The sequence below is a fragment of the Desulfomicrobium aestuarii genome, assembly GCF_055385525.1.
Window position 1 is genome coordinate 3,712,710 of the sequence record NZ_AP042427.1, and the last position, 25,593, is coordinate 3,738,302.

Sequence of the window (25,593 nt, forward strand, 5' to 3'; positions counted from 1 at the left end):
CTTCAGGCCAGGCCCAGGCGATCGCGAAAGTCGCGCACCCGGCCCTTGCTGACGGTGATTTCGGTTGAAGCGCAGTCGCGCATGGTCAGAACGTATTTTCCGTTGAACCAAGGCGCAAAGTCGCGGACCTGGGCCAGGTTGACGAGTTCGGCCCTGTTGGCGCGGAAAAAGGACAGCGGTTCGAGTCGCTGCTCCAGTCGGTCGAGGGTGCACGGGCCATGGGCTGGAAAGCATCCTTCGCGGGTGTGGATCATTGTCCGGCGCTCCTCGGTGCGGATGAAGACCACGTCCCCGTGGTCCAGGAGCAGGACGCGCCCCCCGTTGTCCACCGACAGGCGCGTCAGCGACGGGCCCAGGCCCATGCCCCGTAGCAGGGACCGGAAATCGGGCTGGGGGGCGGACTGGGGCGCGGCCCGGCTGGTCAGGGCGCGCAGGCGGTTCAGGCACTTGGCCAGCCGCTCCATGGACACGGGCTTGAGCAGGTAGTCCACGGCGTTGTCCTCGAAGGCGCGGATGGCGTACTGGTCGTAGGCCGTGGCGAAGACGAAGAGCGGGGCTTCGGGCATCAGCATGGCCCGTTCCAACACCGAAAAGCCTGTTCCCCCCGGCATCTGGATGTCCTGGAAGACGACGTCGGGCCTGAGGCGTGCGATCTCTTCCAGGGCCTGGCCGGCGGACCTGGCCGTGCCCGCGATCTCGATGTCGTCGAACCCGGACAGGAGGAAGGACAGCTCGTCCAGGGCCGGGAGCTCGTCGTCAACCAGAAGGCATCGCAATGGCTTGGTCATGGTTCATCTCGCGTTTCGGACGCGTCGTAGCAGAATTCCAGGCAAAGTACACAGGCGGCTAACGGCCCGTTTCCCTTGGGGAATCAAACGGTTCGCAGACCGCGCATGGAAATGGAGCCCAGGGTGACCCGGTCGTTGAAGAAACTCGCCCCCTCTCCCGGGTCCATGGCCCCCAGAACGTACAGCAGGGGCAGGTAATGCTCCTCCGTGGGTATGGCAAGACGGGCGTGGGGCAAACCTTCGAACTCGACCAGGGAGTCGTGATCCCCGGCCTCGATGAGTTCGGCCATGGCCGCGTCGCACTCCACGGCCCATTCGAACCCTTCATCCTGCCAGGCCATGACCCCCAGGTTGTGGACCATGTTGCCGCTGCCCATGATGAGCACGCCCTGCTTGCGCAGGGGGGCGAGTTCCCGGCCCAGCTCGTAGTGGAAATACGGCGGCGCCCCGGCGTCGATGCTCAGCTGGACCACGGGGATGTCCGCCCGCGGGTACATGCGGCACAGCACGGACCAGGCGCCGTGGTCCAGGCCCCAGGAACGGTCGTGCCGGATGCGGGCGTAGCGCGTGGAGTCCATGACCTTGCGCGCCAGGGCCGGGAATCCGGGGGCCGGGTACTGCATGTGGTTCAGTTCCGCCGGGAATCCCGAAAAATCGTGAATGGTCTCGGGCATCTGCGCCGAGGTCACGCAGGTGCCGTCGGTCTCCCAGTGGGCCGAGACGCACAGGATCGCCCGCGGGCGGGGCAGTTCGTGGCCGAGCTGCGTCCAAGTGCGGCTGAACTCGTTGTCCTCTATGGCGTTCATGGGGTTGCCGTGGCCGACGAAAACAAGGGGCATCTTCATGGTTATCCTTTGGTGGCGAACACCCTGGTCCAGGCCAGGGTCAGGGCGATGGAGTAGAGGGCGGCGACGATGCCCAGGGCCACGTCGTACATGGCCGGGGCGGCCAGGGCCAGCCGGATGAAAAGGGTCGAGAGGGCGTAGCCCGAGTTGCGGAACACGGCGTGGAACGAGGGCCGGAAACACTGTGAGATGAGCACGACCAGGATGTCGGTGAAGATCAGCAGCGTATAGAAGACGGGAAAGAAATCGATGTGCGGCAGGCCCGCGAACTTGTTGTAGAGGTTGTTCAGCCCAAGAGTGACGAAGGTGCCCAGGAGCAGCAGGGCGATGCCCTTCTTGGCGGCCACGAAGCGGAACAGGTCGTGGGGCATGCCCATGTCCTGCTTTTTGGCGGGCTGGATGCGGTAGTAGACTCCAAGCAGCGCGAAGACCGCAAGGGCACCGAAGCCGTAACCCAGGATGTGGTAGACTTGGGTCAGTTCTGTCCCGATGGTGATGGGCTCGGCAAAATGGGACAGTTCCTTGAAGGCGTCGCGCAGGAGGATGAGGGACAGAATCTCGAACTGCTTGCCCACGGACCTGGAAAAGGAGCACGGCAGGGTGAAGATGAGGCTTATGACCTCCAGGATCAGCACCAGGGTGAAGGCCAGGTTCACGGCGTGAAAATGGTTGGTCGGGGTGTGCGCGGCCAGCGCTGCCGGCAGCAGGCCGTTTCTGTTGAGCTCGATCCCGGCCATGGCCCCCAGGAAGACGACGATGAGCCCCAAGGCGAAGCGGCGGTGCATGCGCTCGTGCTCCCAGAAGTGGTGCAGCGGGTCGAAGATGTAAGTCAGGCGTTCGAATATCTGGTCCATTGGAGTGCTCCTTCGGGTCGATGCCTTTAGAGATGCCTTGAGGCGATGGCCACGACCTCGCTCAGGTAGGACTTGCGGACCTCCTCCGACACGGAGGCAACGCTGCCGAAGAAGGCGTGGTGGAGCACTTCGATGCCGCAGAGCTCGAAAATCCCTGTGTCCGTGGTCATGGCCATGGCCTCGTGCATGCCCCGCGAGTCGCAGACGGTGCTGGGCAGCCCCGTGGTGCTGAAGATGAGGGCTTTCCTGCCGCTCAAAAGCCCCGTCATCATGTTGTCGTGGAGCGCGTAGGCGAAGTCCTGGCAGAAGACCCGGTCGAAGTAGCCTTTGAGCATGGCCGGCATGCCTGTCCACCATACCGGGTAGACGAAGGTCAGGATGTCGGTCCAGGAGACGAACTCCTGTTCCTGCCGGACGTCCTGGGCCCGCATGTGCGGCGGCGCCTCCAGTTCCACTCTCCCGAGCACCGGGTTGAATCCGATGCCGTACAGGTCGCGGCGGAGGATGTCATGCCCCATGGCCGAGGAGACCGCCTCCACGGAATCGGCGATGGCCGCGTTGAAACTCGCGGGGTTTGGGTGGCAGAAGATGATGAGATGGTTCATGGCGTCCCCTTGTATGCGCTGAGTTTCACGGGGTTCTTCCATCTGTTCCCGGCCGATGCGCCGGAGAACAGGGGATGGGATTATGATGAACCATACGTCACGTGAGAAATTCTGGAAAGTTTTTTTTGGTTCGAAGGGCGAAGTTGGAGCAATTCAAGCACGTTGTCAGGATGTCCGCAGGATTTCCGCAATCCGCTCGGCCTTCGGGATAAGACCCGTTTCGAGTTTGGAATGGACCAGGCGGCCCTCGACGAAGACCTCGAAGGATCCCCTGCTGCCTTCGCTCAGGCTCACCGATGCGCCGCACTCGACGCGCAGTCTGTCCGCAAGACTTGCGGCGCGCTGGGCATAGCCCGCTCACACGCCGCAATAGAGAATCCGTACCTGCATGTTCCGCCCCGGCCGTTTCAGTTCTGGAAATATTCCGTCTTCCTGAGTTCCCCGCCTTCGAAGGTCAGGACGTAGTAGCCGCCGCTTACTTCGTAGGTCATCTCCGTCACGTAGAGCAGGACTTCCTGCCCTCCGCGCCTGACCGTGATCTCGCCCACGCGCTCTTCCCAGAGAGGGTCGCCGCATTTCTTGCGCACCTTGGCGACGATGGTGCCGGGGGTCATGAGGTCGCCCTGGCAGCGCATGTCCGCGGACCATGACGGGCCGGCCAGGAATGTCAGGGCCGCCAGAATGAAAAAGCTCTTTCGCATCGGGCTGTCTCCGGTTAGGGGGAATTGCAGCGCCACACTAGGCCTCGACACAGGGGCGCGTAAAGGGGGGGAATATGGATTACCGGATCGAGAAGGACTCTCTGGGCGAAAGGAAGGTCCCGGCGCACGCCTATTACGGGGTGCAGACCGTGCGGGCCATGGAGAATTTCCAGGTCACGGGGATCCACATCTCCCACTATCCTCTGCACATCGAGGCCCTGGCGTGCATCAAGCAGGCCGCGGCCCTGGCCAACCTGGAGCTGGGCATCCTGGACCCGGCCATCGCCGAGGCCGTCATGGCAGCCTGCCGGGAGGTGCGGGAAGGGAAGTTCAACGACCAGTTCGTGGTCGACGTCATCCAGGGCGGGGCCGGGACCTCGGTCAACATGAACGCCAACGAGGTCATCGCCAACCGCGCCCTGGAACTCATGGGCCACGCCAAGGGCCAGTACGCCTTCTGCCACCCCAACAACCACGTCAACCTCTCCCAGTCCACCAACGACGTCTACCCGACGTCCCTGCGCATCACGGCCATCTGGAAGATCCGGGAGGTCATGCGCAGCATGGAGGACCTGGTCGAGGCCCTGGCCGCCAAGGGCGAGGAGTTCTCCGACGTGCTGAAGATGGGCCGCACCCAGCTCCAGGACGCGGTGCCCATGACGCTCGGCCAGGAGTTCGCGGCCTGGGCCGTGACCGTGGGCGAGGACATGGAGCGCATCCAGGAATGCCGCAAGCTGCTCATGGAGATCAACATGGGCGCCACGGCCATCGGCACGGGCATCAACACCGTGCCGGCCTACGCGGCCTTCGTCTGCGAGAAGCTCGCGCACATCACGGCCCTGCCCCTGACCAAGTCACCCAACCTCGTGGAGGCCACCTCGGACACGGGCGCCTTCGTGCAGCTCTCGGGCGTGTTCAAGCGCGTGGCCGTCAAGCTCTCCAAGATCTGCAACGACCTGCGCCTGCTGTCCTCGGGCCCCTTCTGCGGTTTGGGCGAGATCAACCTTCCTCCCCGTCAGCCGGGCTCGTCCATCATGCCGGGCAAGGTCAACCCGGTCATCCCGGAGATGGTCAACCAGGTCTGCTTCCAGGCCATCGGCAACGACCTGACCGTGACCATGGCCGCCGAGGCCGGCCAGCTCGAACTCAACGTCTTCGAGCCCATCATCGCCTTCAACCTCTTCCAGACCATGGACATGCTCGTGCGGGCCATGCGCATCCTCAAGGACCGCTGCATCGTCGGCATCACGGCCAACCGCGAGCGATGCGCCCAGCTGGTGCGGGCCTCGGCCGGCATCGTGACGGTCCTGGTGCCCTACCTGGGCTACGACGAGGCCGCGGCCATCGCCAAGGAGGCGGCCTCGACGGGCAAGGCCGTCTACGACCTGGTGCTGGAAAAGGGGCTCATGACCCAGGAGGAGCTGGAGGATGCCCTGGACCCCATGAAGATGACCCATCCGCGCATGGTGCGCAGCGGCCGTTTCTAGTCGGCGTCCTCTCCGTTTTTCCGCCAGATGGCGGCGATCTGAGCGGCCGCGCTCGTGATGAGCCGGTCGCCGTCCCGCCTGGCGAGCCACGTAAGGCTCAAGGGCACCTGCAGTTCGCCCGGCTCCCAGATGATGCCGGCCCCCTGCCGGGCCACGTCCAGGGCTTCGGCCTTGCGCAGGAGCGTCACGCCCAGGCCGCCCAGGGCCAGCTCCTTGACGATGTTCTCGTCCACGGCCTCTGTCACGGTGTTGGGCTGCACCCCGGCCTCGTCCATGCGCTCGCGGCAGAGCAGGTGGAAGGGGCACTGGCAGGTGGTCCAGACCCAGGGCATGGCCGCGATGCGGCGCCAGTCCAGGGTCGATGGGTCTTGGGCCAGATGCGCCGGCACGACCACGCTGACCGGCGTGGTGGCCAGTTCCACGACCGTCACGTCGGCCGGGAAGTCGGTGCCGAATGCGAAGCCCATGTCCATCTCGCCGCGCCGCAGCATTCCCTCCGTGGTCAGGGTCTGGCTGATGCAGAAGGTCAGGGACACCCGCGGCAGGGCCGTGGTCACGGCGCGGATGACGCGGTTCAGGCGCAGGAACGTCGGGTCGGTGTTGAGGCCGATGTTCAGGCTGCCGCCGACCTCACCCCGCAGGTGCACGGCCGCCCGGCCCATTTCCGCCGACTTCTCCAGAATTTCCCCGGCATGGGGCAGCAGGGTCTCCCCGGCCGGGGTCAGCCGCATGCCCTTGGCCTGCCGCGTGAAGAGCTCCACCCCGAGCTCATCCTCGAGGTTCCTGATCTGCACGGACAGGGCCGACTGGCTCAGGTGCAGGGCTTCGGCCGCCCGGGTCAGGTTCCCGGTCTGGGCCACGGCTTGGAAGGACCGCAGTTGAAACAGCTCCATTTTCGCTCCGTTCGGTTTTGTTGAACGCCGATTTCACAAATGAGCATTGGATTTGTCAAATCCCTGCGGGTAGCCGTGCAGACAGAGACAAGGAGGGTACATGTCCGCGCGAAAACTCGGCCCGGTCCTGCTGACGGGCTTCATCATCGGCCCCATCCTGGGGTCAGGCATCATCATCCTGCCGCCCCTGGCCTACGAACTGCTGGGGAACTGGGCCCTGCCGGCCTGGGTGGTCATCACGCTCGTGGGCGCGCTCTTCGCGTCCGTGTTCGGCAGCTTGAGCGTTCTCTTTCCCGGCGACAGCGGCGTGAGCCAGTGCGTGGCCGAGGCCTTCGGCCCTCGTGCCAGGACCCTGACCTCGTTCTTCCTCCTGGGGGCGGTCTGCGTCGGCCCCGTGGCCGTAGCTCTGACGGCCGCCAAATACATGGGGCTGGGCGGCTTCGTCCGCGACGGCTTCGTGGCCGCCGGGCTGGTCGTGGTCATCTGGGCGCTTCTGCTGCGCCGGATCACCTCCCTGGGCGGGGCGGCCTTCGTCCTGTCCACGGGGGCCGCTGTCCTGCTTCTCGTCGGAGGCATCGGGAGCCTCGCCTCCGGGGCGCCCGTGCCCATGCCCGCGACGCCCTTCGAGCCGGCGCGGTTCGGCTACGGCCTGCTGCTCCTCTTCTGGACGGTGGTGGGCTGGGAGATCATCGGCAACTACTCGGCCGAAATCCGCGACCCGCAGCGGACCATCCCGCGTTCCGTGGCCCTGAGCGTGGCCGTCATCGCCGGCGTGACCCTGGTCGTGGCCGCCGCCATGCAGGGCGTGGGCGGCCGCAGCATGACGGACATCCTCGTCCCGGTCTTCGGTCCAGGCAGCGCGCTGCTTCTTTCGGTGCTGGCCGTTGCGCTGTGTCTGGTCACGGAGCTGGCCTTCACCGGCGCCGTGGCCCGGCTCGTCTCGGCCATGGCGAGCGATGGGGTGCTGCCCGCCATGTTCGGGCTGCGCAACAGGGCCGGCGCCCCGGCCGCAGCGGCCACGGCCCTCACGGCCATTCATCTGGCGGTGCTGGGGCTGAACCTGTCCGGCGCGCTCGGTCTGGAGGATCTCGTGGCCATGGCCAACGCCTTTTTCCTGGCCAACGCCATCATGGCGCTGCTGGCCGGGACGCGCGTCCTCGCTTCCGGGGCCATGCGGGTGCTGTCGGGCCTTCTGGCCTGCGCGCTCGGCGTGATGCTGGCCATGTCCGCCTGGCCCGTGCTGGCGGTCCTGGCCGTCATGACGGGGTGGGCCTTCCGTCGTGGGCGGGCGCGCCTGCCCGAATGCGGCCGGGCTTGACGAAAGCGCCGGAAGCGGCGATTTTCCGTCCATGTTTCGGACCATCGCGCACGAGTTGCTGCGCTACCTGCAGGCGGCGCCCTTCCCTCACCTGACCACCCTCAAGGTTTCAGCCCTGTCCGTGGTCACGGGCCTTGAGGCGCGCCTCGTCCTGGCCGGGTCCGAACCGTCCTGGCTGGCCTGGGGCTGGGCGGCCCTGAGCGGGCTGTTCGCCTGGGGCGTGGTCCTGTGCCAGGCCGACGCCCTGTCCCGCTACCGCGAATTCAAGCGCCTGTGCGGTCTCCTGTCACGCTACGGCTTCCGCCCCAGGGTCTTCAGGCTGGTGGCCTCGTCGCGCTGCCAGCGCGACGCGGCGCTCCTGGCTGCGCGCCAGGCCGGTTGTCGGGACCAGGCCCGGCGCGTCTTCCGGGACCTGGGCTACCGCTGGTATCACATCCTGCCCGACGCCATCGTGGCCAACCCGCTGTATTTCTTTCACCCCAGATTCCTGCGCTCCACCTTCGTGCCGGGCAAGCGTCCCTGATCCCGACTACCAGTTCTCGGCCAGTTCCTCGAAATGGGCCTGGGGATGGTCGCAGGCAGGGCAGCGCTCGGCGGCCCTGGCGCCCTGGTGCACGTAGCCGCAGTTGCGGCAGCGCCAGCTGATCTTCTCCTCCCGCTGGAAGACCCTTCCCTCCTCGACGTTCCTGGCCAGGGCCCGGTAGCGGCGCTCGTGGTGCTTTTCAGCCACGGAGACGGCCTGGAACAGGGAGGCGATCTCGGGGAACCCCTCCTCGCGGGCGACCTTGGCGAAGTCCGGGTACATGTGCCCCCACTCGTGCTGCTCGCCGTCGGCGGACTCCAGCAGGTTCTCGAGCGTCGTGCCGATGCGTCCCGCCGGAAAGGTCGCGGTGATCTCGGCCTCGCCGCCTTCGAGGAGCTTGAAGAACGACTTGGCGTGCACCATCTCCTGGTCCGCCGTTTCGGCGAAGATGTCGGCGATCTGCACGTAGCCTTCCTTGCGGGCCTGCTTGGCGAAGAAGGAGTAGCGGTTGCGGGCCTGTGACTCGCCGGCGAAGGCGGTCAGAAGGTTCTTTTCGGTCCGGGTTCCTTTGATTGATTTCGACATGCTTCCTCCGTGGGTGGGTTGTCTGGGTGCCCCGTACCGGGCGTCGGGGCCATGTCCGCACACGGCGCCCGGGTTGACGCTCCGGGGATCGTGGTTAGTTATGTGCCATCAAAAGCCAGGAGGTGTCACCCATGGTTATCGATTTCAGTTCATATTACGATCTGCCCCGCAACATGGACAGCTTCTTCGAGGAACTCTGGAAGCCGAGCTCCCTGAGCCAGCGCCGGGTCGCCTATCCGCCCGTCAACATCAGCGAGACCGACGGCGAGATCATCGTCACGTCCGAAATTCCAGGTATGGACACCGGCGACATCGAGCTGACCCTGAACGAGAAGAGCCTCATCATCAGGGGCGCCAAGAAGAACGAGGTCGGCAACTACTATCGCCAGGAGCGCCCGACGGGCAGCTTCCAGCGGATCGTCAACCTGAACGTCCCCGTCCAGGCCGACGGCATCAAGGCGACCATGAAGGACGGGCTGTTGCGGGTAGTCCTGCCCAAGGCCAGGGAAAGCCGTCCGCTGACCATTTCCATCGACGCGCAGTGAGCGTCCGGCAAGAGGAGACGACGCCATGACCAACGATCTTGAAAAAAAGACGACCCCGGCCCTGCCCCGCTTCCGCCCCAACACCGACGTGCTGGAGCGCGAGGACGGCTTCCACATCTTCGTCGACATGCCCGGAGTGGGCAAGGACGGCCTGTCCATAGACCTGAGGGAAAACGAGCTCGAGGTGCGCGGCCGCGCGGTCTACCCGCGCGAGGAGAACGCCAAGGCTCTGCACGTGGAGTTCGGGGACGGTGAGTACGTCCGCACCTTCACCATCTCCGACGGCGTTGACCGCGAGGGCATCCGCGCCACCCTGAAGAAGGGGCTGCTGGAGCTCTTCCTGCCCAAGGCGGCCCGGCTCAAGCCGAGGCGCATCGAGATTCAGGCGGGCTAGCAGGCCGTCCCAAAACGGTGATCTGCCGCGTCAGCGGATAAAGCCAGACCGCTTATGTATACGAAAATACACTGCGCGTCCTGGCTTTATCCGCTTCCTTGCATCTGACCATTTTTGAACGGCCTGCGAATTTTCAGTTTTTCAAGAGTCGGCGAAACCGCCGACTGCAAGGCCCGGGTTTCCGGGCCTTTCTTTTTTTGGGCGTCCGGGTCAGGTCCAGCCCAGCTTGGCGAAGAGGGTGCGCATCTCTTCGTCCGGAGGGCACTGCAGGAGCATTTCCTCACCGTTTGCGGGATGGCGGAAACACAGCTCGACGCTGGCCAGCAGGAGGCGGCGGATGCCGAAGTGCTCGCGGAAGAAGCGGTTCTGGCGGCCGTCCCCGCGCAGGACGTCGCCGATGAGGGGGTGGCGGATGTGGGCGAAATGGCGGCGGATCTGGTGGGTGCGGCCCGTGCGGGGTTCGACGCGGACCAGGCTGTAGCGGGCCGTGGAGTGGGGCCCCACGGGATGCGGGATTTCGACGAGGCCCAGGCGTGTGAATTCGGTGCGGGCCGGGGCTTCGGCCCCGGACTCGCTCTTCAGGGGTGAATCGATGACGCCCTCTTCGTCCGTGAATCCGCGGACTACGGCCAAGTAGGCCTTGCGGACTTCCTGGGCTGCGAACTGCCGGGCCAGGACTGCCGCCGCGCCGGGCGAGAGGGCCATGATCATGAGGCCCGAGGTGGGCCGGTCCAGGCGGTGGACGGGATAGAGCCGTGCTCCCATCTGGTCGCGCAGCATCTGCAGCAGGAACGGTTCGCGGCCGGCGTGGGCGTTGCGGTGCACCAGGAGTCCCGCCGGCTTGTGCATGGCCACCAGGTCGTCGTCGCGGTACAGGATTTCGATCTCAGCCTCGATCATGGGTTTCGGTCAGCTCGCCGCGCAGGTTCCGCGGCATCTGCGCCCGGATGTCCCCGGGCGGGAGGCCGAGGCTGAAGAGGTAGATCATCTTGGTCAGGGCTGCCTCGGCCGTCATGTCCGCGCCCGAGACCACGCCGGCCCGGGCCAGGGCCGACCCGGCCGCGTACCCGCCCTGGTCCACGGTGCCGCGCAGGCACTGGGTGCAGTTGACGATGACCACGCCGCGCTCGCAGGCCTCGGCCAGGACGGCCATGAGCCCGGTATCGTCGGAGGGGCCGTTGCCCATGCCGTATGTTTCGAGGACCAAGCCCTGCAGGGGCGAGCGCAGCACGTTGGCCACGAGGTCGGCGGAGATGCCCGGGAAGAGGCGCAGGGCGCCGACCCGGGCGTCGGACAGCGGGTGGACGGTCAGGCCGTTCACGGGCCGCGCCGGCAGGATGTGCTCCGGGTGCGGCCTGATGGTCACGCCGATGTGCCCCAGGTCCGGGTAGTTGGGCGAGTCGAAGGCCTGGAAGCCCGCCGCGTCGACCTTGGTCGCGCGGCAGCCGCGCAGCAGGCGGTTGCCGAAGCACAGGCAGACCTCGGGGATGTGCGTCTGGGCCACGACCATGAGCGCGGTCACGAGGTTCTCGCGGCCGTCGCTGCGGACCCGGCACAGGGGGATCTGCGACCCGGTCAGGACCACGGGCTTGGCCAGTCCCTCAAGCATGAAGGGCAGGGCCGAGGCCGTGTAGGCCATGGTGTCCGTGCCGTGGATGATTACGAACCCGTCGAAGTCGCGGTACAGCTCGGCGATGTCCCGGGCGATGGCCAGCCAGTGCCTGGGGCCCATGTTGGACGAGTCCAGGAGCGGCGAGTATTCGCGGATGACGTACTCGGGCATCTCGGGGCTCGAGAAGTCGGGCATGGAGGCCATGACCCGCCCCAGATAGCCCGCCTCGGGGGCGTAGCCCTGGGGGGTGGGCTTCATGCCGATGGTCCCGCCCGTGTAGAGGATGCAGACTTTTTTCTTCATGCCGTTTTCCAGGCTTCAAGCTTCCAGTGGATGAACTCCATGACCTCCTCGTGCTCGTTCTTGCCCGCGCCGTCCACCCGGATGGGCTCGCCAAAGCAGAACCGCACCGGCAGTTCGGGTCGGATGAAGCCGTAGTCCTTGATGAGGGAGCCCACGCCCCAGGCGTCGGTCTTCAGGGCCAGGGGCAGCACCGGCACGCCGGCCTTCTTGGCCAGCTTGATGCCGATGGTGTTGAAGGCCGATCGGTCAAGGCCCGGCGTGCGCGTGGTCTGGGGGAAGACGATGACCGAGATGCCGCGCTTCAGGCGTTCCTGCCCCTCGTCCATGACGGTCTTGAAGTCTTCGCGGGGGTTGACGCGGTCCACGGCGATGGGCTCGATGGCGTTCACCACCCGGTTGAAGACGGGGTACCTGGTCAGGCTGCGCTTGAGCACGTAGGCCACGGGCTTGTGGGGGGCGAGAATGCCCGGCAGGCAGAAGGTCTCCATGGTCGACATGTGGTTGGCCACGACCACGCACGGGCCGTCCAGCTTTGCGTAGGCCGAGGCGTTTTCGATGACGAAGCGCACCCCGGCGGTCTCGGCCCGGCGCATGAACGTTTGGCTGTCGGCGGCCCACTGGGCCATGGAGTAGCCGCCGCGGGTCCGCCAGGCGGCCTCGCAGACGATGGCCAGGGTGCGGGCGTAGAAGGCGAAGCTCGGGAAGAGCCTGGAGACCGGGTCGACCTGGATTGCGGGGGAGACGTAGGGATCGTCGAAGGGCGCGATGTGCATGCGGGAATCCACCGGTTGGGTTTGGCGGGCCCGGGGCCCGCCGTTGTCTCGTGCCGGTGAGGGTAGCCCAAGTGGCTCCGGGCTTCCAGCGCTTTTTGCCCCATGCGGGGCCGGGGCGCCTAGAGGGCCTGGGTCAGCTTGGCCAGGATGGAGGCGAACTGTTCAGTCTCCTCCGGGCTCAGGGCGGCCTGCAGTTCGCGGGTCAGGTGCAGGTGATGGTCGTGGTGCTCGTGGAAGAGCTCCTCCCCGGCAGGGGTCAGGGCCACGAGGATGGAGCGGCGGTCGGTCTCGTGGGGGATGCGCGCCACGAGGCCCTGCTTTTCCAGGCGGTCCACGTTGACCGTAAGCGTGCCCGTGGTCACGCCCATCTTGGCCGCCAGTTCCTTCATGCGCAGCGGGGACTGCTGGCCCAGGATCTCCAGGGTGTGCATCTGGGGCAGGGTGATGGGCGTGTCCCGGACCACGGCCTGCTCCCAGGACGACAGCTTTTCGTAGAATTCGATGAGCAGGTCGCTCAGGCGCTCCAGGTCATGCATGGCCGCCCCCCGGACAGGCGCCGGCCTGCGCTTCGGCCGGACAGGGGCAGGAGTGGACCTCGACCGTCACCCGCTCCAGGTGCGGAACCTCGGCGATGAGTTCCTTGTAGAACTCCGGCGGACGAGGGGCCGCGTCCTCGATCGTGACATGGGCGGCCAGACGCCTGGGGCCCACGTTCCAGACATAGAGGTCGCGGACCTTGACCGCGCCGCCGTTTTCGAGGCGGCGTACGATGTCGTCGTGCAGAACCGGGTCGGCGCGGTGGTCCAGGAGGACCCGGGCGGTCTGGCGCAGCAGGCCCAGGGCCCAGCGGCCCACGACCAGCGCCCCGACGATGCCCATGACCGGGTCAAGCCAGGCCAGGCCCCAGAACCTGCCGCCCAGGAGGGCGAAGATGGCCAGGACCGAGGTCAGGGCGTCGGCCAGGACGTGCATGTACGCGGCTTTCAGGTTGTGGTCGTGGGCGTGGGAGTGGCCCTCGTCGCGCAGCCACCAGGCGCTGACCAGGTTGACTGTCAGGCCGATGACGGCCACCAGGGTGGCGGGGCCGAAGGAGATGGTCACGGGCGACACGAGGCGCATGATCGATTCCGCGCCCATGTAGGCCGCCACGAGGAACAGGCCCACGGCCGAGGCGAACCCGGCCAGGGCGTTGACCTTGCCGGCCCCGAAGACCAGGTCGGGGTTGTCGGCGTTGCGGCGGGCCCAGACGTAGGCGAACCAGGCCACGGCCATGGCCCCCGCGTGGCTGGCCATGTGCCAGCCGTCGGCCAGCAGGGCCATGGAGCCGAAGAGCCAGCCCGAGATGATCTCCACGGCCATGGTGGCCATGGTCAGCCAGAAGACGAGGCGCGTGCCGCGTTCGCCGTGATCGTGTTCGTGGTGATGATGGCCGCAGGAACAGGAATGGTCGTGCATGAGGACTCCTCTTTTTATTTGAACGCCTGAAATCTTGAAGATCAAATAAAAAGGGGATGTTTGATTGTCAAACTTAATTTCAGGAGAGGAGGACAGGCTCGCGCCGTTCCGTTGCCGCAGCAGACGCCGCGGTCCAACCTTCTTGTCCGGTCGCGGAGGCCATTGCCGCCCCCGTCCGGGGATTGACAATTGTCGCGGGCTTTGAAAGTCCCGGGAACAAACATTTTTCTGGAGGTAGACGTGCAGGACAAGGACGGACTCTTTTACTACCCGAACCCGGCCAACAAGCGCATCCGCATGTACGTGCGCGAAAACGAAGGCAACATCGAGTTCAGGTTGAGCAATGTGGACCATCCCGAGATCTGGGAGCAGCACGGCTGGATCGACATCGACATCGTCCGCCGCGGCGCCAGGATGTTCGAGGAGCGCGGTTCCAAGGGCGACCCGACCAAGATCTACGATCTGGAGACGGCCCGCTATCTGATCAGGGAATCCAAGAAGAAGTGATGCGGCTGACCCGGGGCCTGCCCATCCAAGGCTTCGTGCAGGTGGCCGGGGTGCGCGGCCTGGAGGAGGCGCGCATGCTGCGAGGTTGCGGGGCGGATCTGCTCGGGTTTCCGCTGCGCCTGCCCGTGCATGAGCCCGACCTGTCCGAACCCGAGGCGCGGGCTGTCGTCGACGCGGTGGGCCCCGCGTGCTGCGTGCTCATCACCTACGAGTCCGACCCGGTTCGTCTGGTGGAACTGTGCCGGTTCTTGAACGTCGGCATCGTGCAGGTGCATGCCGACGTCCCCCCCGCGACCCTGGCCCGCGTCAAGGCCCTTTCCAATCTTTCCATCATCAAGAGCTATGTCGTCGGCCGCGAGGGTGTCGGTCCCGTCGAGTTCGCGCGGGCCTACGCCCCGGTCTGCGACGCCTTCATCACCGACACCTTCGACCCCACCACCGGAGCCAGCGGAGCCACGGGCCTGCGCCACGACTGGGCCGTCAGTTCCGCGCTGGTCGGGTGTTCCCCGCTGCCGGTCATCCTCGCCGGCGGGCTGAACCCCGGCAATGTCCGCGAGGCCGTCCTGACCGTGCGGCCCGCCGCCGTGGATGTCCATACGGGCGTCGAGGCTCCGGACGGCTCCAAGGACCCGCTCCGCGTCCGCGCCTTCGTGCAGGAGGCCAGGGCCGGATTCGCCCGGGCATTTACTTCCTGATTTCCCCGAAGTTCCCCTGCTCACTCCAGGACGACGCGCAAGTCGACGCTGACCATGTCGTGAACTATATGGTAGCTCAGGTATTTGAAGAACCTGGCCGATCCGTACAGCACGCCCCACAAGGTGCGGTCCAGGTCGAGATGGGCCATGAGGGCCAGCCTGTCTTCGGCCAGGGGGCAGAGGTGGGCGTCGAAAGCGATCTCGCGGGCCACCCCGCGCAGGGTCATGACCGCGGTGACGCGGAAGTTCGGCAGCGTGGCCGGGGCGTCCGGAACGGGCGCCATGTCCGTGATCTCCACGGTGCAGGTCGGGAAATGGGAAACGAAGAAGAAGTCGTCGGACTTCAGGTGGTTCTCCAGCACGGCCTGCAGGTCTGTGCCGGCGAGGTCCGTGTTGGCGATGGAGTCCATGGCCAGCGTGAAGAGGCCCCTGAATCCCTCGCCTTCGCGGATCAGCGTGCCCTCGCGCATGGCCAGGGTGCCGGTGTGCCTGCCGCCCGCGTTCCGCCCGGTCCAGATCAGGGTCGATTCCGCGGGGACGGCCGTGTAGCGCGCCTTGCGCAGTTCCAGGACAGGGTGGGCGGGTTCCCATTCGTCGGTCTTCGTTCCTTCGAGGGGCTTGCCTTCGGCCTTCCAGGCCGGGAGGCCGCCGTGCAGGACCGCCACGTTGGCGTACCCGGCCCGGTGCAGCTTGCCGGCGGCCGTCACCGCGTCCAGGGACCCTTCGCCCGCGCCGTAGACGATGATCGGGGCGGTCTTGTCCGGCGCCAGGACGGCCACCTGGTCGAGGAAGGTCACCTCGTAGACGCAGGCGTTGCGCGCCCCGGGTATGTGTCGGGCCTCGAAGTGCTCCGGCGGCAGGACGTCCAGGACGATCTGGCGTCCGGATTGCGTGGCGGCCAGGATGTCTTCGGTGGATGCGGGCGTGCTCGGCATGGGTGCTCCTTGTTCGGACGGTTGGGCCGCCCGGTTGAGTTTGTCCGGCGTCTCCTGGTCGAAGCTCAGGGCAGCGGCGTCTCAGTGTAGGCCACGTCGGCCTCCTGGGAGCTGAAGGGGGCCATGTCCAGGCCTTGGCGCACGTGCCCCACGAAATCGGGGTTCAGGAGCATGGATTTGCCGGACAGGGCGATGTCGGCCTCCGCGAGGGCCTCAAGCGCCGTGACCCGGTCGTGGATCTTGCCGCAGATCATGAGGGGCTTGGTGGTCCGGGAGCGGGTCAGGCCGGACATGGTCTGGTCCGTGCCGAAGGCTTTGGCCCGGAAGTCGTAGGTAGACACGGACAGGGCGTCGATGGGTTCGGCGTCGATGAGGTCGACGAGTTCCTCCCACTCCCGGGCGTCCTTGAACTGGGAAACCTCCATATCCGCGATGGCCCAGTTGGAGATGCGCAGCGTGAGCAGCCGGTCCCGGGGGATGACCCCGCGCACGGCCCTGAGAATCTCCCTGGCCAGGCGGAAGCGGTTGGCCAGGGTGCCGCCGTACTCGTCTTCGCGCTTGTTGGAATAGGACGACAGGAACTGGTTGATCAGGTAGCCGTGGGCGCCGTGCACTTCCACGCCGTCAAAGCCCGCGGCCACCGCGCCTTTGGCCGTTTCCACGAAGCCGTTGACGACGTGTTCGATGTCGAAGCGGCTCATGGCCTCCGGGACAGGATAGGGCTTGTCCGTGAGGGGGTTGTCCTGCCGCGGGGCCACGGCGCTCGGGGCGATGGAGCGGCGGGCGGGGTTTATCTCGGGCCAGGCCATGCGCCCGCAGTGGAACATCTGCATGACGGACACGGCCCCGTTGGCGCGGATGGCGTCGGTGACGCGCTTCCAGGCATCGACCTGGGGCTGGGTCAGGATGCGCGACTGGCCGGGGTAGCCCTGGGCGCTCTCGTAATCCGTTACGATGGCTTCGGTGAAGACCAGCGCCGCGCCGTTCTCGGCCCGCCGGACCAGGAAGTCGAGGACGTCCTGGCGGGGGATGGATTCGGGGCCGGCAGACATGCGTGTCATGGGGGCCACGCCGAGGCGGTTTTTGAGGGTGAAGGGGCCTAGTTCGAACGGGGAGAAGATATCGGTGCTCATGGGGGGCTCCTTTGCTCAAGGGGAGATTCGATTTCTCTCATATGATTCCCCCCGTTGGTCAAGTGGCGCGTGCAGCCGCCTCCCTTCCGTCACCAGGCCGCCTACTTGAGGTCGAAGAGGATGCCGCCCGTCCCGTCCGGCACAGGCACCGGGGGCTCTGGAGCGTGGTAGATGCGGCGGATCTTCTCGCCGAGGTGCCGCAGCTCCTTCAGGCTCCGCTCGACCTCGCGGGCCTGTTCGAGGATGCGGGCGAGCAGCTGGTCCGATCGTTCCGGGTCCCGGGCGGCCTTGAGGGCGTCGATGTAGTCGAGCATGAGCCCGAGCTCCATGAGCTGGACCTGGGCGATGTTGTTCAGGCGGTCCGACAGGCCGCCCATGGTCCGCCTGTAGGTTTCGAGTTCCGTCTGGGCGATGAGGGCCCGCATGTCGTGCAGGATGACCTGGTAGCTCTCGGGTCGCCCGGTGTTGCGGTTGCGGCGGCAGCCCGCGGTGACGGCCACGTCCACCATCTCCCCGTTGCGGGTCTGCAGCCTGAACGGTTGGCCTGTGACGCCGCCGGCTTCGTCGATGAGGGCCATGAAGGCGTCGCGTTTCCCGGGGTTGGGGAAAAGGTCCCCGACGTTGGCGGCCAGGGCTTCCTCGCGCGAGGCGAAGCCGAAGAGGTTCACGGCCGCCATGTTGATGTCGGTGAAGGTGCCGTCGGCCGAGGCCACGAAGATGGGGTCCGTGGAGTTCTCGAAAATGCGGCGGTACTTCTGTTCGTTGACGCGCAGCCGCTCCTCGTCGTTCTTGCGGTCGGTGATGTCCTTGATGAAATGGTAGACCTGCTGGACCCGGCCCAGCCCCTGCTCCTTGTAGACCACCTCGCCCTCGTCCCGCACCCATCGGATGTCGCCGTTGGCGTGGACGATGCGGTATTCGATGCGGTCGAATTCCCTGTCGACGAGGCCGGCGTAGAACGCGTGGACCTTGTCCGAGTCCTCCGGGAAGACGAGGTCGATGGGGTGGAAGATGTTCTGTACGAACTGCTCGGCGGGCAGGCCGTAGAGCCCCTCCGTGGCGTGGTTGGCCGATTCGATGCGCGAGTGCTCCCGATCGAAGGCGATGATGACCTCGGGGATGGAGTCCAGGATGCGTTTGAGCTTTCTCTCGGCCTTGGTCCGCTGAGTGATGTCCGTCAGGGAGCACAGGAGGGCGGGGGCGCCTTCATGGACGACCTCCTGGGCCTGCATGATCATGAAGGATTCGGCGCCGTCGATGTCGCGCAGGGTGAATTCGAGATTGCCGGCGGCGCAGGCCGAAGCGCCGGCCGGAATGGAGTCCAGATACCTGCCGACGCGCCGGTGGTGTTTGGGGATGACGAAGTCGAAAAAGGGATGGCCCGGCAGCCCGGCCTGGCCGGTCTTGCAGAACGCGGCGAAACAGGTGTTGGCGTGACGGATGATGCCGTCCTTCAGAATGACCGTTCCCTGGCTGATGGCGTCCAGGATGCGCAATTGGTCCGTGCTCAGAAGCTGCATGTGCGTTCGGTGCGTCCGGGCCGGGGTGGTCCCGGCGGTTTACTTGGCGTTGATGGTGATGGCCCCGAGGGTCGTGAGGCTTGTCCGGGCCCGGGTGCCGGGGGCGTTGACCATGTGCCAGGCCGTGTACTGTTCGGCGTAGAGCGTGGCCGCCGACATGCCGTCCACGGGCACGACGACGGAAAGGCCCCGCATGGCCGCGCCCGTTGCCGTGTGCAGGACGGCGCCCTCGGCCGTGGTGCCGGTGACGATGACCGTGTGCACGCCGAGTTTTTCCAGGATGGCTTCAAGGTCCGTGCGGAAGAACTTGTCCACCGTGGACTGGACGATGGGCTCGCCGGGCAGGGGCAGGGCCTGGGGCAGGATGGTGTCCGGCGTGCCCTTGCTGGTCAGGCTGTGCACCACGGGCATGCCGGCCGTCCTGGCCCTGGCCAGGAATTCGCCGATGCGCGGCGCCGAGGCCACGCAGCGCGGACGGGTTTCCATGTTGCAGGTTCTCTCCTCAATGTCGAGGACCAGAAGCGCCGTGTCCGTGGCGTTGACCTCCACGGCTTTGAGCTCCACGGGCGCAGGGGCCTTTACGGCCGCCCACTCGTCGACGACGGTGCCCGCCGTGACGGCCGGTGACTGGAACAGAAACAGCAGAGAGGCAATGACAAAGGCGAAGGCTGAAGCGTTCATGGGGCCTCCTCACGGGTTGTGGTTTGCGCCTTGGCGTGGACGACGTCCGGGGCCTTGGCGCCCGCTTTCCGTATATTATACACGCCCCGGCCTTCGGCAATGACGACCTCCGGATTTGCGGCCGAAAAGATCTGCACCGTGGCGTTACCCACGCGGTTGCCCAGGAGCCGTACCTCGCCGACGGCGATGAGGTCCGCCGGGTCGGCGGGGCGCAGGTAGTCGACGCGCATGTCGATGGTCGCCACGCGGTCGCGGACCGAGCAGGCCGCCCACACGGCCGATCCACCGCAGGTGTCCACGAGCATGGAGATGAGCCCCCCGTGCAGGGCGGGTCGGCGCGGGTCGCCGATGAATTCGGGGCGGAAGGGCATGCGCAGGCGCGCGTAGCCCGGGCGGATTTCCTCGACCACCAGGCCCAGGAAATGGTCGAAGGGGATTTCGTGTTCGATGACGTGGCGGATGTCCATGGATACCTCGAATGGATAAACGGCGTAATTCATTTACATCGGCGAGACCTGCGCGCCCGTCAAGGGCCGGGGCGCGCACGGCCGCGAGACCGGGCTTGTCTTCGCCGCCGTCCCTCGGTAAACCCGCCGTTCGTTTCGACGCGAACTTCATCCGCAATACTCAACCCGCTAAGGACATTCGCGTGTCGTCTTTCGAACTCAAGGGCAAGGTCGCCCCGTGCACGTTGTTCCGCCCCCTGACCACGGATCTGGGCGTGCTGGCCGGGGACGTGGCCGCCCGCCTGGCCGAGACGCCGCACTTTTTGCGCGGCCTGGCCGTGATCATGGATTTTTCCGCCCTGGGCCCCATGCGCGACCAACTGGACGTGCCGCGCCTGACAGCGCTGCTGCGGGACCACGGCCTCACGCCCGTGGGCATCCAGGGCGGGGGCGAGGCCCACGAGCGTCAGGCCGCCGACCTGCATCTGGGCGTGTTTTCCGGGAACAGGGCCGAGGCGCCCCGGATCGGCAGCGTCCCCGCCCCCCCGGCGGAAACCGGGGCCATGGTCGTGGAGAAGCCCGTGCGCTCGGGCCAGCAGGTCTACGCCCGGGGCCGCGACCTTGTGGTGCTGGCGCCGGTGGGTCAGGGGGCCGAGGTCATCGCCGACGGCAACATCCACATCTACGCGCCCCTGCGCGGCCGTGCCCTGGCCGGGGCCATGGGCTTCGAGGGCGCGCGCATCTTCTGCACGGAACTGCGGGCGGAACTGATCTCGGTGGCCGGTCTGTACCGGGTCAGCGAGGATCTGCCCGGGAATTTCAACGGCGCCGCCGTTCAGGTTAGCCTGAGCGGGCGCCAGCTTGTGATCGAACCTCTCTAGACAGGACCAGGAGGGACTGTGGGTAAAATTATCGTTGTTACTTCGGGCAAGGGCGGGGTCGGCAAGACCACGTCCAGCGCGTCTCTGGCCATGGGCCTGGCCCGCCGGGGCATGCAGGTCGCTGTGCTGGACTTCGACGTGGGCCTGCGCAACCTCGACCTCATCATGGGTTGCGAGCGCCGCGTGGTCTACGATTTCGTCAACGTCATCCAGGGCGAGGCGACCCTGCACCAGGCCCTCATCCGCGACAAGCGGGTCGAGAACCTCTACATCCTGCCGGCCTCCCAGACCAAGGACAAGGACGCCCTGCGCATGGACGGCGTGGAGAAGGTCCTGGACGAGCTCTCTAGCCGCTTCGACTTCATCCTCTGCGACTCCCCGGCCGGCATCGAGCACGGGGCGCTCATGGCCATGCACTTCGCCGACGAGGCCGTGGTCGTGACCAACCCCGAGGTGTCCTCGGTGCGCGATTCGGACCGAGTTCTGGGCCTGCTGCAGAGCAAGACGAAGAAGGCCAAGGATGGCGGGAACATCCGCGAGCATCTGCTCCTGACCCGCTACGATCCCGAGCGCGTCAGCCGCGGCGAGATGCTGAGCGTGACCGACGTGGAGGAGATCCTGGCCATTCCGCTCTTGGGCGTCATCCCCGAGTCCAAGGCCGTGCTGGCGGCCTCCAACTCCGGCGAGCCCGTTATCCTCGACGACGCAAGCGACGCGGGCCAGGCCTACGACGACGCCGTGTCGCGCCTTCTGGGCGAGGACCTGCCGCACCGTTTCCTCACTCCGGCCAAGAAGGGCTTCTTCGCCCGCATCTTCGGAGGCTGACATGGGCATCTTCAGCTATTTCCGCACCAAGAAGTCGAGCGCAGAGGTCGCCAAGAGCCGGCTGCAGATCATCGTGGCCCACGAGCGCGCCCAGAACGGCGGGTACGAGTTCCTGCCGCGTCTGCGCCAGGAGCTGCTCCTCGTGGTCCAGAAATACGTGCACGTGGAACTCGACAACATCCGCGTGGACGTGAACCGGGACGGAGACTGCGAGGTCCTGGAATTCAACGTGACCCTGCCCGAGAACAAGCGCTGAACACGGACGCCCGCCGGGCCGCGTTGACAGCGGCGCGGCGGGCGTTTTAACCACGGCCTAAGCCCTTTCACCCCAACCATCCGCACCATGGCCTCAGAACGCACCCAACGCCCCGACATCACCATCCGCGAGATGGAACTGGACGACCTGGCCCCGGTCTATCACCTGGGCGAGCGCCTCTTCACCTGCGACCTCTACCCCTTCCTCTACCGCACCTGGGACGAGTGGGAGGTGGTCGGCCACTACAATACGGACCCGGAGTTCAGCCTCGTGGCCGAGGTGGACGACGCCCTGGCCGGGTTCATCATCGGCACCCTCATCAGCAAGGCGTCCTGGACCTACGGCTACATCGTCTGGCTTGGCGTGGACCGCGCCTTCCAGTCCACCGGGGTGGCCCACAAGCTTTACGACAAGCTCGTCGAACGCATGGTCGAGGCGGGAGCGCGCTACCTCATCGCCGACACGGACCCGAGCAACGCAGCGGCCCTCAAGTTCTTCACCAAGAAGGGCTTCAAGGACGAGCGCGAGCACGTGGTGCTGTCCCTGAACCTGAGCCGCACCGAGCGCTACCGGGCCCTGCTCGAAAAGCACGGCAACGGGCACGGCGAAGCCGAGCCCCGCAAGAAACCCCGCCGCCCGAAGACGGCGGCCGCCAAAAATCAGGAAAAGCCCATCTGCGGAGCCACCTCCCTGGAACCCGAGTCCTGATCGGTTTGTCCTCCCGCTTCAGTGCCGGTCCGTGAAGGTCCGTGCCCGTCCGTGTCAGGCCAGATATTTCTTCTGACACCCCGGACAATGCGTCGACGTCCTCCCCGCCACCTGCTCCGCCCTGAGGGCCCTGCCGCAGGCCGGGCATGGTTCGCCCTTCTTGCCGTAGACCTGGAATGAATCCTGGAAGATGCCGCTCTTGCCATAGGCGTTGCGGTAGTCGCTGATGGTGCTGCCGCCGGCCGCGATGGCCTCCAGCAGGATGCGGCGCAGTTCCTCGAAGAGGATCAGGCGCCGGGCTTCGGGAATGGCGGAGGCGATGCTCGCCGGGTGGATGCGGGCGGCGAAGAGGGACTCGTCGGCGTAGATGTTGCCGATGCCGGCGAGGATGGTCTGGTTGAGGAGCAGGGCCTTGACCCCGGCCCGGCGGGAGCCGATGCGCCGCGCCAGATCGCCGGCGCAGGCGTCCAGGGGTTCGGGGCCGAGATTCCTGAAGAAATCCCACTGTTCGATCTCGCCGGGGCCGAAGACGGCGCAGTAGCCGAAGCGCCGCGCGTCCTCGAATACCAGGCGGTCGCCGCCGTCCAGCCCGCAGACGAGATGCGTATGCTTCGGCAGGGGCAGGCCAGGTCCGGCGACCCAGACGCGTCCGGTCATCTTGAGATGAAAAACCAGAAGCCCGCCGTTGTCGAGGTGCAGGCGCAGGAGCTTGGCGCGCCTTGAGACGTGGGTCACGGTCCTGCCCGGCAGGCTTTCCGTGGCGCCTGCGCGAAGGACCGAGGGCGTCAGGAGGCTGGCGTCCTCTATTCTGCGGCCCTGGATCAGGGCGTGCAGTCCGCGGGCGATGGTTTCGACTTCGGGCAGTTCGGGCATCAGTCGAGGGGAAGGTTCAGCGTCACGGTCTGCCCCTGGCGCAGGACCGTCAGTTCGAGGGGCTTTTTGTCGCGGGACGCGGCCATGGCCGCGAAGTGCAGGTCCGTGGCCTCCTTCAGTTCCCGGCCTCCGGCCGAGAGGAGGACGTCCCCGGGCAGAAGGCCGGCCTGTTGGGCCCTTGAGCCGGGCTCGACGCTCTCCACCCGCATGCCGGTGTCCTCGAAGACGACGTTCATGCCCAGGCGGCTCTTGTGCTGGGCCGCGCAGTGGAAAAAGACGGCCGTGCCCGGCATGGGGCGCAGGGACGGGTCGGCCTGCTGCCGGAAGTCCTCGCCGCCGCGCACGGGCATGACGGCCAGGCACGAAGCCGAGGGGTCCAGGGTGCGCAGGCGGTACTCGATGCCCCAGCCATGCTCCACGTGGCCGCCGCCGGCCAGGATGAGCACGGGCAGACCCAGGCGGTCGCGCCAGGCCAGGGCCTGTTCGGCCATCATGGAGTCCCACAGGGCCTGCACCAGGAAGAACTTCTCGCTCATGGAGGCCATGTCCGGCATCTTTTCGGACGTCGCGTTGGCCGCGGCCTTGCGCATGCTCTGATGCAGCCCGACCTGCTCCTCCAGGGCGGCCTGCTGAGCCGGGCTGACGGGGATGATGCGGCCGGGCAGGAGCTTGCGGTCCTCGGGGCTCAGGGCTTCGGCGCCCTTGTCGCGGAACTCCGTCAGCACCCGGCGCGGGATGTTCAGGGCCGCCACGGGCAGGCCGTACTGCTCGGCCAGTTCGAAGACAGGCCTGTACTGGGCGTAGGGGAAGCCCCACAGCTTTTCCCATCCGACCGCCTCGCCCAGTTCCGCGGCCGACAGGGTGCGGGCGTTGAAGCGGTCCAGGACGGGCTGGGCCGTGACCGGGAGCATCTCCAGGCCGATGGCGAAGCGAGCCCCGCCGCCGGCCATGCCCTCGATGAGGCGGGCCTTGACGGCGTGGTCGCAGAGGTTGGTGTGGCTCTCGCCCAACAGGACGAAGTCCGCGGAGCGGGCCAGGCCGGCGACGGCGTCGTCGGCCAGCACCGTCCCTTCGGCTGAAAGGAAGGAGCCGGCCGGCGGCGACACCCAGGGGGGCGTCACCGCCGTCGGTTTTGCGCAGCCGGCCAGCACGGCCAGCAGCAGGGGGAGGACCAGGCGGGTCATCAGTCCCAATTGCGCTTGTCCTCGATGAAGCGGATCTGCGGCGGCAGGGTGCCGGGCGTGAGGATCTTGAGGGCCGGGCGGATCTTGATCTTCTCGCGGAACATGTGCAGCAGCTCCTCCTCGCGCTTGAAGCCCGAGGTTTCGATGAGAAGCGTCATCTCGTCGATGCCGCCGGGGTTGGTGACCTCGATCTGCCAGCGCTTGATCTCCTCGAAGCCCGAGATGACCTGCTCGACCTGGTGCGGGTACACGAACATGCCCTTGATGCGGGCGGTGGTGTCCACGCGGCCGACGATGGTCCCGAGGCGCGGGGAGGTGCGGCCGCAGGGGCAGGGCGCGCGGTCGATGTAGGACAGGTCGCCAGTGGCCAGGCGGATGAGGGGGTAGGTCTTGTTGAAGGCCGTGACCACGATCTCGCCCACTTCGCCGTCCTTGAGCGGGATGCCCGTGTCGGGGTGGCAGATCTCGACGTAGGCGCGGTTGGCGATGTGCAGCCCGTTCTTGTGGAAGCATTCGTAGCCGATGCAGCCCACGTCGGCCGTGCCGTAGCCCTGGCGCATGATCAGGTCGAACTTCTTCTCCAGGGTGGAGCGCATCTTCTCGGAGAATTTTTCGCCCGTGACGAAGGCCACCTCAAGGTAGAGGTCCTTGCGCAGGTTCAGGCCCTTCTCCTCGCCCTTCTGGGCCAAGTGCATGAGGTAGCTCGGCGTGCCGACGTAGCCCGTGACGCGCAGCTTCTTCATGATGTCGAGCTGGCTGCCGGTGTTGCCGGGGCCCGTGGGCACCACGGCGCAGCTCAGCTGGCGCAGGGGCTCCTCGAACATGAGGCCGGCCGGGGTCATGTGGTAGTTGAAGGTGTTCTGGACCAGGTCGCCGGAACGGAAGCCCGCGGCGTAGAAGCTCTCGGTCCAGCCCCAGTAGTCGTCGCCCCTGTCCTCGGGGTCGAAGATGGGGCCGGGGGACAGGAAGACGCGGCGCAGCTCTCCCAGGTCCTTGGTCAAAAGGCCCCCAAGGCGCGGGCCCATGGACTGCAGGAAGATGAGCTCCTTCTTCTTCAGGATGGGGACGTGCTTGAGGTCGATGAGGTCGCGGAACTTCTCCACGGAGAACTGGGCGCGGTCGAAGCGTTTCTTCACGTCCTCGGAATATCTGTATGCGTACGAAAGCAGCTCCTTGAGCTGGATCTGGTAGTATTTCTGGCGCTCGGTGGCATCCAGAACTTCGCGCCGGCTGAAAATGCCTTCAGTGCGATCCTTGCGGGTCATCAG

The 25,593-nt window shown here is 66.5% G+C and carries 31 protein-coding genes and 1 pseudogene; 11 read left to right on the forward strand and 21 right to left on the reverse strand.

Annotated elements, in window-relative coordinates; translation table 11 throughout:
* Positions 1–2: 2 nt before the first annotated feature.
* The 6 genes and pseudogenes from ACZ5AC_RS17085 to ACZ5AC_RS17110 all read right to left on the reverse strand — a co-directional run bounded on the left by ACZ5AC_RS17085 (position 3) and on the right by ACZ5AC_RS17110 (position 3,793).
* A complete protein-coding gene (locus ACZ5AC_RS17085) occupies positions 3–788 on the reverse strand; it encodes a LytR/AlgR family response regulator transcription factor (protein ID WP_464248766.1) in 786 nt (261 codons plus the stop codon).
* An 83-nt stretch (positions 789–871) separates the two neighbouring features.
* Positions 872–1,633: a 4,5-DOPA-extradiol-dioxygenase gene (gene ygiD, locus ACZ5AC_RS17090; protein ID WP_464248767.1), complete on the reverse strand. Its 762-nt coding sequence runs from the start codon at positions 1,631–1,633 to the stop codon at positions 872–874.
* Between the two features lie 2 nt (positions 1,634–1,635).
* Positions 1,636–2,487, reverse strand: coding sequence for a hypothetical protein (locus ACZ5AC_RS17095; RefSeq protein WP_464248768.1), 852 nt, complete (start codon positions 2,485–2,487; stop codon positions 1,636–1,638).
* 26 nt (positions 2,488–2,513) lie between these two features.
* The gene (locus tag ACZ5AC_RS17100) at positions 2,514–3,092 is read right to left on the reverse strand and encodes an NAD(P)H-dependent oxidoreductase (RefSeq protein WP_464248769.1); all 579 of its coding nucleotides are present in this window, start codon (positions 3,090–3,092) and stop codon (positions 2,514–2,516) included.
* A gap of 165 nt (positions 3,093–3,257) precedes the next feature.
* Positions 3,258–3,434: pseudogene (locus tag ACZ5AC_RS17105) on the reverse strand (Rdx family protein); the annotation flags it as partial.
* A 65-nt stretch (positions 3,435–3,499) separates the two neighbouring features.
* Positions 3,500–3,793: a DUF2845 domain-containing protein gene (locus tag ACZ5AC_RS17110; protein WP_464248770.1), complete on the reverse strand. Its 294-nt coding sequence runs from the start codon at positions 3,791–3,793 to the stop codon at positions 3,500–3,502.
* A gap of 74 nt (positions 3,794–3,867) precedes the next feature.
* Between ACZ5AC_RS17110 and aspA the strand changes: the two genes are divergently transcribed.
* Positions 3,868–5,280: an aspartate ammonia-lyase gene (gene aspA / locus ACZ5AC_RS17115; RefSeq protein ID WP_464248771.1), complete on the forward strand. Its 1,413-nt coding sequence runs from the start codon at positions 3,868–3,870 to the stop codon at positions 5,278–5,280.
* Here the strand turns inward: aspA and ACZ5AC_RS17120 are convergent.
* Positions 5,277–6,173, reverse strand: a complete 897-nt coding sequence (locus ACZ5AC_RS17120) for a LysR family transcriptional regulator (protein ID WP_464248772.1) — start codon at positions 6,171–6,173, stop codon at positions 5,277–5,279. The genes aspA and ACZ5AC_RS17120 overlap by 4 nt on opposite strands.
* Positions 6,174–6,273: 100 nt before the next feature.
* Between ACZ5AC_RS17120 and ACZ5AC_RS17125 the strand changes: the two genes are divergently transcribed.
* Together ACZ5AC_RS17125 and ACZ5AC_RS17130 are read left to right on the forward strand one after the other, a co-directional pair.
* A complete protein-coding gene (locus ACZ5AC_RS17125) occupies positions 6,274–7,491 on the forward strand; it encodes an APC family permease (RefSeq protein ID WP_464248773.1) in 1,218 nt (405 codons plus the stop codon).
* 31 nt (positions 7,492–7,522) lie between these two features.
* Positions 7,523–8,014 (forward strand): hypothetical protein, encoded by a 492-nt coding sequence (locus ACZ5AC_RS17130; protein WP_464248774.1) that lies wholly within the window; start codon positions 7,523–7,525, stop codon positions 8,012–8,014.
* 6 nt (positions 8,015–8,020) lie between these two features.
* Here the strand turns inward: ACZ5AC_RS17130 and rbr are convergent, their stop codons facing one another.
* The gene (rbr, locus tag ACZ5AC_RS17135) at positions 8,021–8,599 is read right to left on the reverse strand and encodes a rubrerythrin (protein WP_028576899.1); all 579 of its coding nucleotides are present in this window, start codon (positions 8,597–8,599) and stop codon (positions 8,021–8,023) included.
* Positions 8,600–8,730: 131 nt separating this feature from the next.
* Between rbr and ACZ5AC_RS17140 the strand changes: the two genes are divergently transcribed.
* Both ACZ5AC_RS17140 and ACZ5AC_RS17145 read left to right on the forward strand, forming a co-directional pair.
* The gene (locus ACZ5AC_RS17140; protein ID WP_464248775.1) at positions 8,731–9,144 is read left to right on the forward strand and encodes an Hsp20/alpha crystallin family protein; all 414 of its coding nucleotides are present in this window, start codon (positions 8,731–8,733) and stop codon (positions 9,142–9,144) included.
* Between the two features lie 25 nt (positions 9,145–9,169).
* On the forward strand, positions 9,170–9,538 hold the full coding sequence (locus tag ACZ5AC_RS17145; RefSeq protein WP_464248776.1) for an Hsp20/alpha crystallin family protein: 369 nt from the start codon (positions 9,170–9,172) through the stop codon (positions 9,536–9,538).
* Between the two features lie 210 nt (positions 9,539–9,748).
* Here ACZ5AC_RS17145 and ACZ5AC_RS17150 read toward each other — a convergent pair whose 3' ends face one another.
* The 5 genes from ACZ5AC_RS17150 to ACZ5AC_RS17170 form a co-directional block, all read right to left on the reverse strand.
* Positions 9,749–10,438, reverse strand: coding sequence for a pseudouridine synthase (locus ACZ5AC_RS17150; RefSeq protein ID WP_464248777.1), 690 nt, complete (start codon positions 10,436–10,438; stop codon positions 9,749–9,751).
* Positions 10,425–11,453, reverse strand: a complete 1,029-nt coding sequence (gene ansA / locus ACZ5AC_RS17155; RefSeq protein WP_464248778.1) for an asparaginase — start codon at positions 11,451–11,453, stop codon at positions 10,425–10,427. Before ansA ends, ACZ5AC_RS17150 begins: the two co-directional genes overlap by 14 nt.
* On the reverse strand, positions 11,450–12,226 hold the full coding sequence (locus ACZ5AC_RS17160; protein WP_464248779.1) for a lysophospholipid acyltransferase family protein: 777 nt from the start codon (positions 12,224–12,226) through the stop codon (positions 11,450–11,452). The genes ansA and ACZ5AC_RS17160 overlap by 4 nt, the downstream gene beginning before the upstream one ends.
* A gap of 119 nt (positions 12,227–12,345) precedes the next feature.
* Positions 12,346–12,762 (reverse strand): MarR family winged helix-turn-helix transcriptional regulator, encoded by a 417-nt coding sequence (locus ACZ5AC_RS17165; protein WP_464248780.1) that lies wholly within the window; start codon positions 12,760–12,762, stop codon positions 12,346–12,348.
* A complete protein-coding gene (locus tag ACZ5AC_RS17170; protein ID WP_464248781.1) occupies positions 12,755–13,681 on the reverse strand; it encodes a cation diffusion facilitator family transporter in 927 nt (308 codons plus the stop codon). Before ACZ5AC_RS17170 ends, ACZ5AC_RS17165 begins: the two co-directional genes overlap by 8 nt.
* Before the next feature lie 240 nt (positions 13,682–13,921).
* Between ACZ5AC_RS17170 and ACZ5AC_RS17175 the strand changes: the two genes are divergently transcribed.
* A complete protein-coding gene (locus tag ACZ5AC_RS17175; protein ID WP_464248782.1) occupies positions 13,922–14,188 on the forward strand; it encodes a hypothetical protein in 267 nt (88 codons plus the stop codon).
* Complete coding sequence (locus tag ACZ5AC_RS17180) at positions 14,188–14,883, forward strand: phosphoribosylanthranilate isomerase (RefSeq protein WP_464248783.1); 696 nt, start codon at positions 14,188–14,190, stop codon at positions 14,881–14,883. The genes ACZ5AC_RS17175 and ACZ5AC_RS17180 overlap by 1 nt, the downstream gene beginning before the upstream one ends.
* A 20-nt stretch (positions 14,884–14,903) precedes the next feature.
* Here ACZ5AC_RS17180 and ACZ5AC_RS17185 read toward each other — a convergent pair whose 3' ends face one another.
* The 5 genes from ACZ5AC_RS17185 to ACZ5AC_RS17205 all read right to left on the reverse strand — a co-directional run bounded on the left by ACZ5AC_RS17185 (position 14,904) and on the right by ACZ5AC_RS17205 (position 19,619).
* A complete protein-coding gene (locus ACZ5AC_RS17185) occupies positions 14,904–15,818 on the reverse strand; it encodes a rhodanese-like domain-containing protein (protein ID WP_464248784.1) in 915 nt (304 codons plus the stop codon).
* 65 nt (positions 15,819–15,883) lie between these two features.
* Positions 15,884–16,951: an oxidoreductase gene (locus ACZ5AC_RS17190; RefSeq protein ID WP_464248785.1), complete on the reverse strand. Its 1,068-nt coding sequence runs from the start codon at positions 16,949–16,951 to the stop codon at positions 15,884–15,886.
* Between the two features lie 101 nt (positions 16,952–17,052).
* The gene (locus ACZ5AC_RS17195; RefSeq protein WP_464248786.1) at positions 17,053–18,471 is read right to left on the reverse strand and encodes a PAS domain-containing protein; all 1,419 of its coding nucleotides are present in this window, start codon (positions 18,469–18,471) and stop codon (positions 17,053–17,055) included.
* A gap of 39 nt (positions 18,472–18,510) precedes the next feature.
* The gene (locus ACZ5AC_RS17200) at positions 18,511–19,152 is read right to left on the reverse strand and encodes a cysteine hydrolase family protein (protein ID WP_464248787.1); all 642 of its coding nucleotides are present in this window, start codon (positions 19,150–19,152) and stop codon (positions 18,511–18,513) included.
* Positions 19,149–19,619: a PaaI family thioesterase gene (locus tag ACZ5AC_RS17205; RefSeq protein WP_464248788.1), complete on the reverse strand. Its 471-nt coding sequence runs from the start codon at positions 19,617–19,619 to the stop codon at positions 19,149–19,151. Before ACZ5AC_RS17205 ends, ACZ5AC_RS17200 begins: the two co-directional genes overlap by 4 nt.
* A 182-nt stretch (positions 19,620–19,801) precedes the next feature.
* Here ACZ5AC_RS17205 and minC point away from each other — a divergent pair, with 182 nt between their 5' ends.
* The 4 genes from minC to ACZ5AC_RS17225 all read left to right on the forward strand — a co-directional run bounded on the left by minC (position 19,802) and on the right by ACZ5AC_RS17225 (position 22,268).
* Positions 19,802–20,479 (forward strand): septum site-determining protein MinC, encoded by a 678-nt coding sequence (gene minC / locus ACZ5AC_RS17210; RefSeq protein ID WP_464248789.1) that lies wholly within the window; start codon positions 19,802–19,804, stop codon positions 20,477–20,479.
* An 18-nt stretch (positions 20,480–20,497) separates the two neighbouring features.
* On the forward strand, positions 20,498–21,304 hold the full coding sequence (gene minD / locus ACZ5AC_RS17215) for a septum site-determining protein MinD (protein ID WP_464248790.1): 807 nt from the start codon (positions 20,498–20,500) through the stop codon (positions 21,302–21,304).
* Between the two features lies 1 nt (position 21,305).
* A complete protein-coding gene (minE, locus tag ACZ5AC_RS17220; RefSeq protein WP_464248791.1) occupies positions 21,306–21,560 on the forward strand; it encodes a cell division topological specificity factor MinE in 255 nt (84 codons plus the stop codon).
* 87 nt (positions 21,561–21,647) lie between these two features.
* Entirely contained in the window at positions 21,648–22,268 is a 621-nt protein-coding gene (locus ACZ5AC_RS17225; protein WP_464248792.1) for an N-acetyltransferase family protein, read from the forward strand.
* 54 nt (positions 22,269–22,322) lie between these two features.
* On the opposite strand, the gene mutM is transcribed toward ACZ5AC_RS17225, so the two are convergent.
* From mutM to ACZ5AC_RS17240, 3 genes are read right to left on the reverse strand one after another with little or no spacing between them, the layout of a single operon-like run.
* Positions 22,323–23,141 carry a bifunctional DNA-formamidopyrimidine glycosylase/DNA-(apurinic or apyrimidinic site) lyase gene (mutM, locus tag ACZ5AC_RS17230; protein WP_464248793.1) on the reverse strand — a complete coding sequence of 273 codons (819 nt, stop codon included), beginning with the start codon at positions 23,139–23,141 and terminating at the stop codon, positions 22,323–22,325.
* Entirely contained in the window at positions 23,141–24,325 is a 1,185-nt protein-coding gene (locus tag ACZ5AC_RS17235) for a ChaN family lipoprotein (RefSeq protein ID WP_464250630.1), read from the reverse strand. The genes mutM and ACZ5AC_RS17235 overlap by 1 nt, the downstream gene beginning before the upstream one ends.
* Positions 24,325–25,590 (reverse strand): phenylacetate--CoA ligase family protein, encoded by a 1,266-nt coding sequence (locus ACZ5AC_RS17240; protein ID WP_028576916.1) that lies wholly within the window; start codon positions 25,588–25,590, stop codon positions 24,325–24,327. Before ACZ5AC_RS17240 ends, ACZ5AC_RS17235 begins: the two co-directional genes overlap by 1 nt.
* Positions 25,591–25,593: the final 3 nt, after the last annotated feature.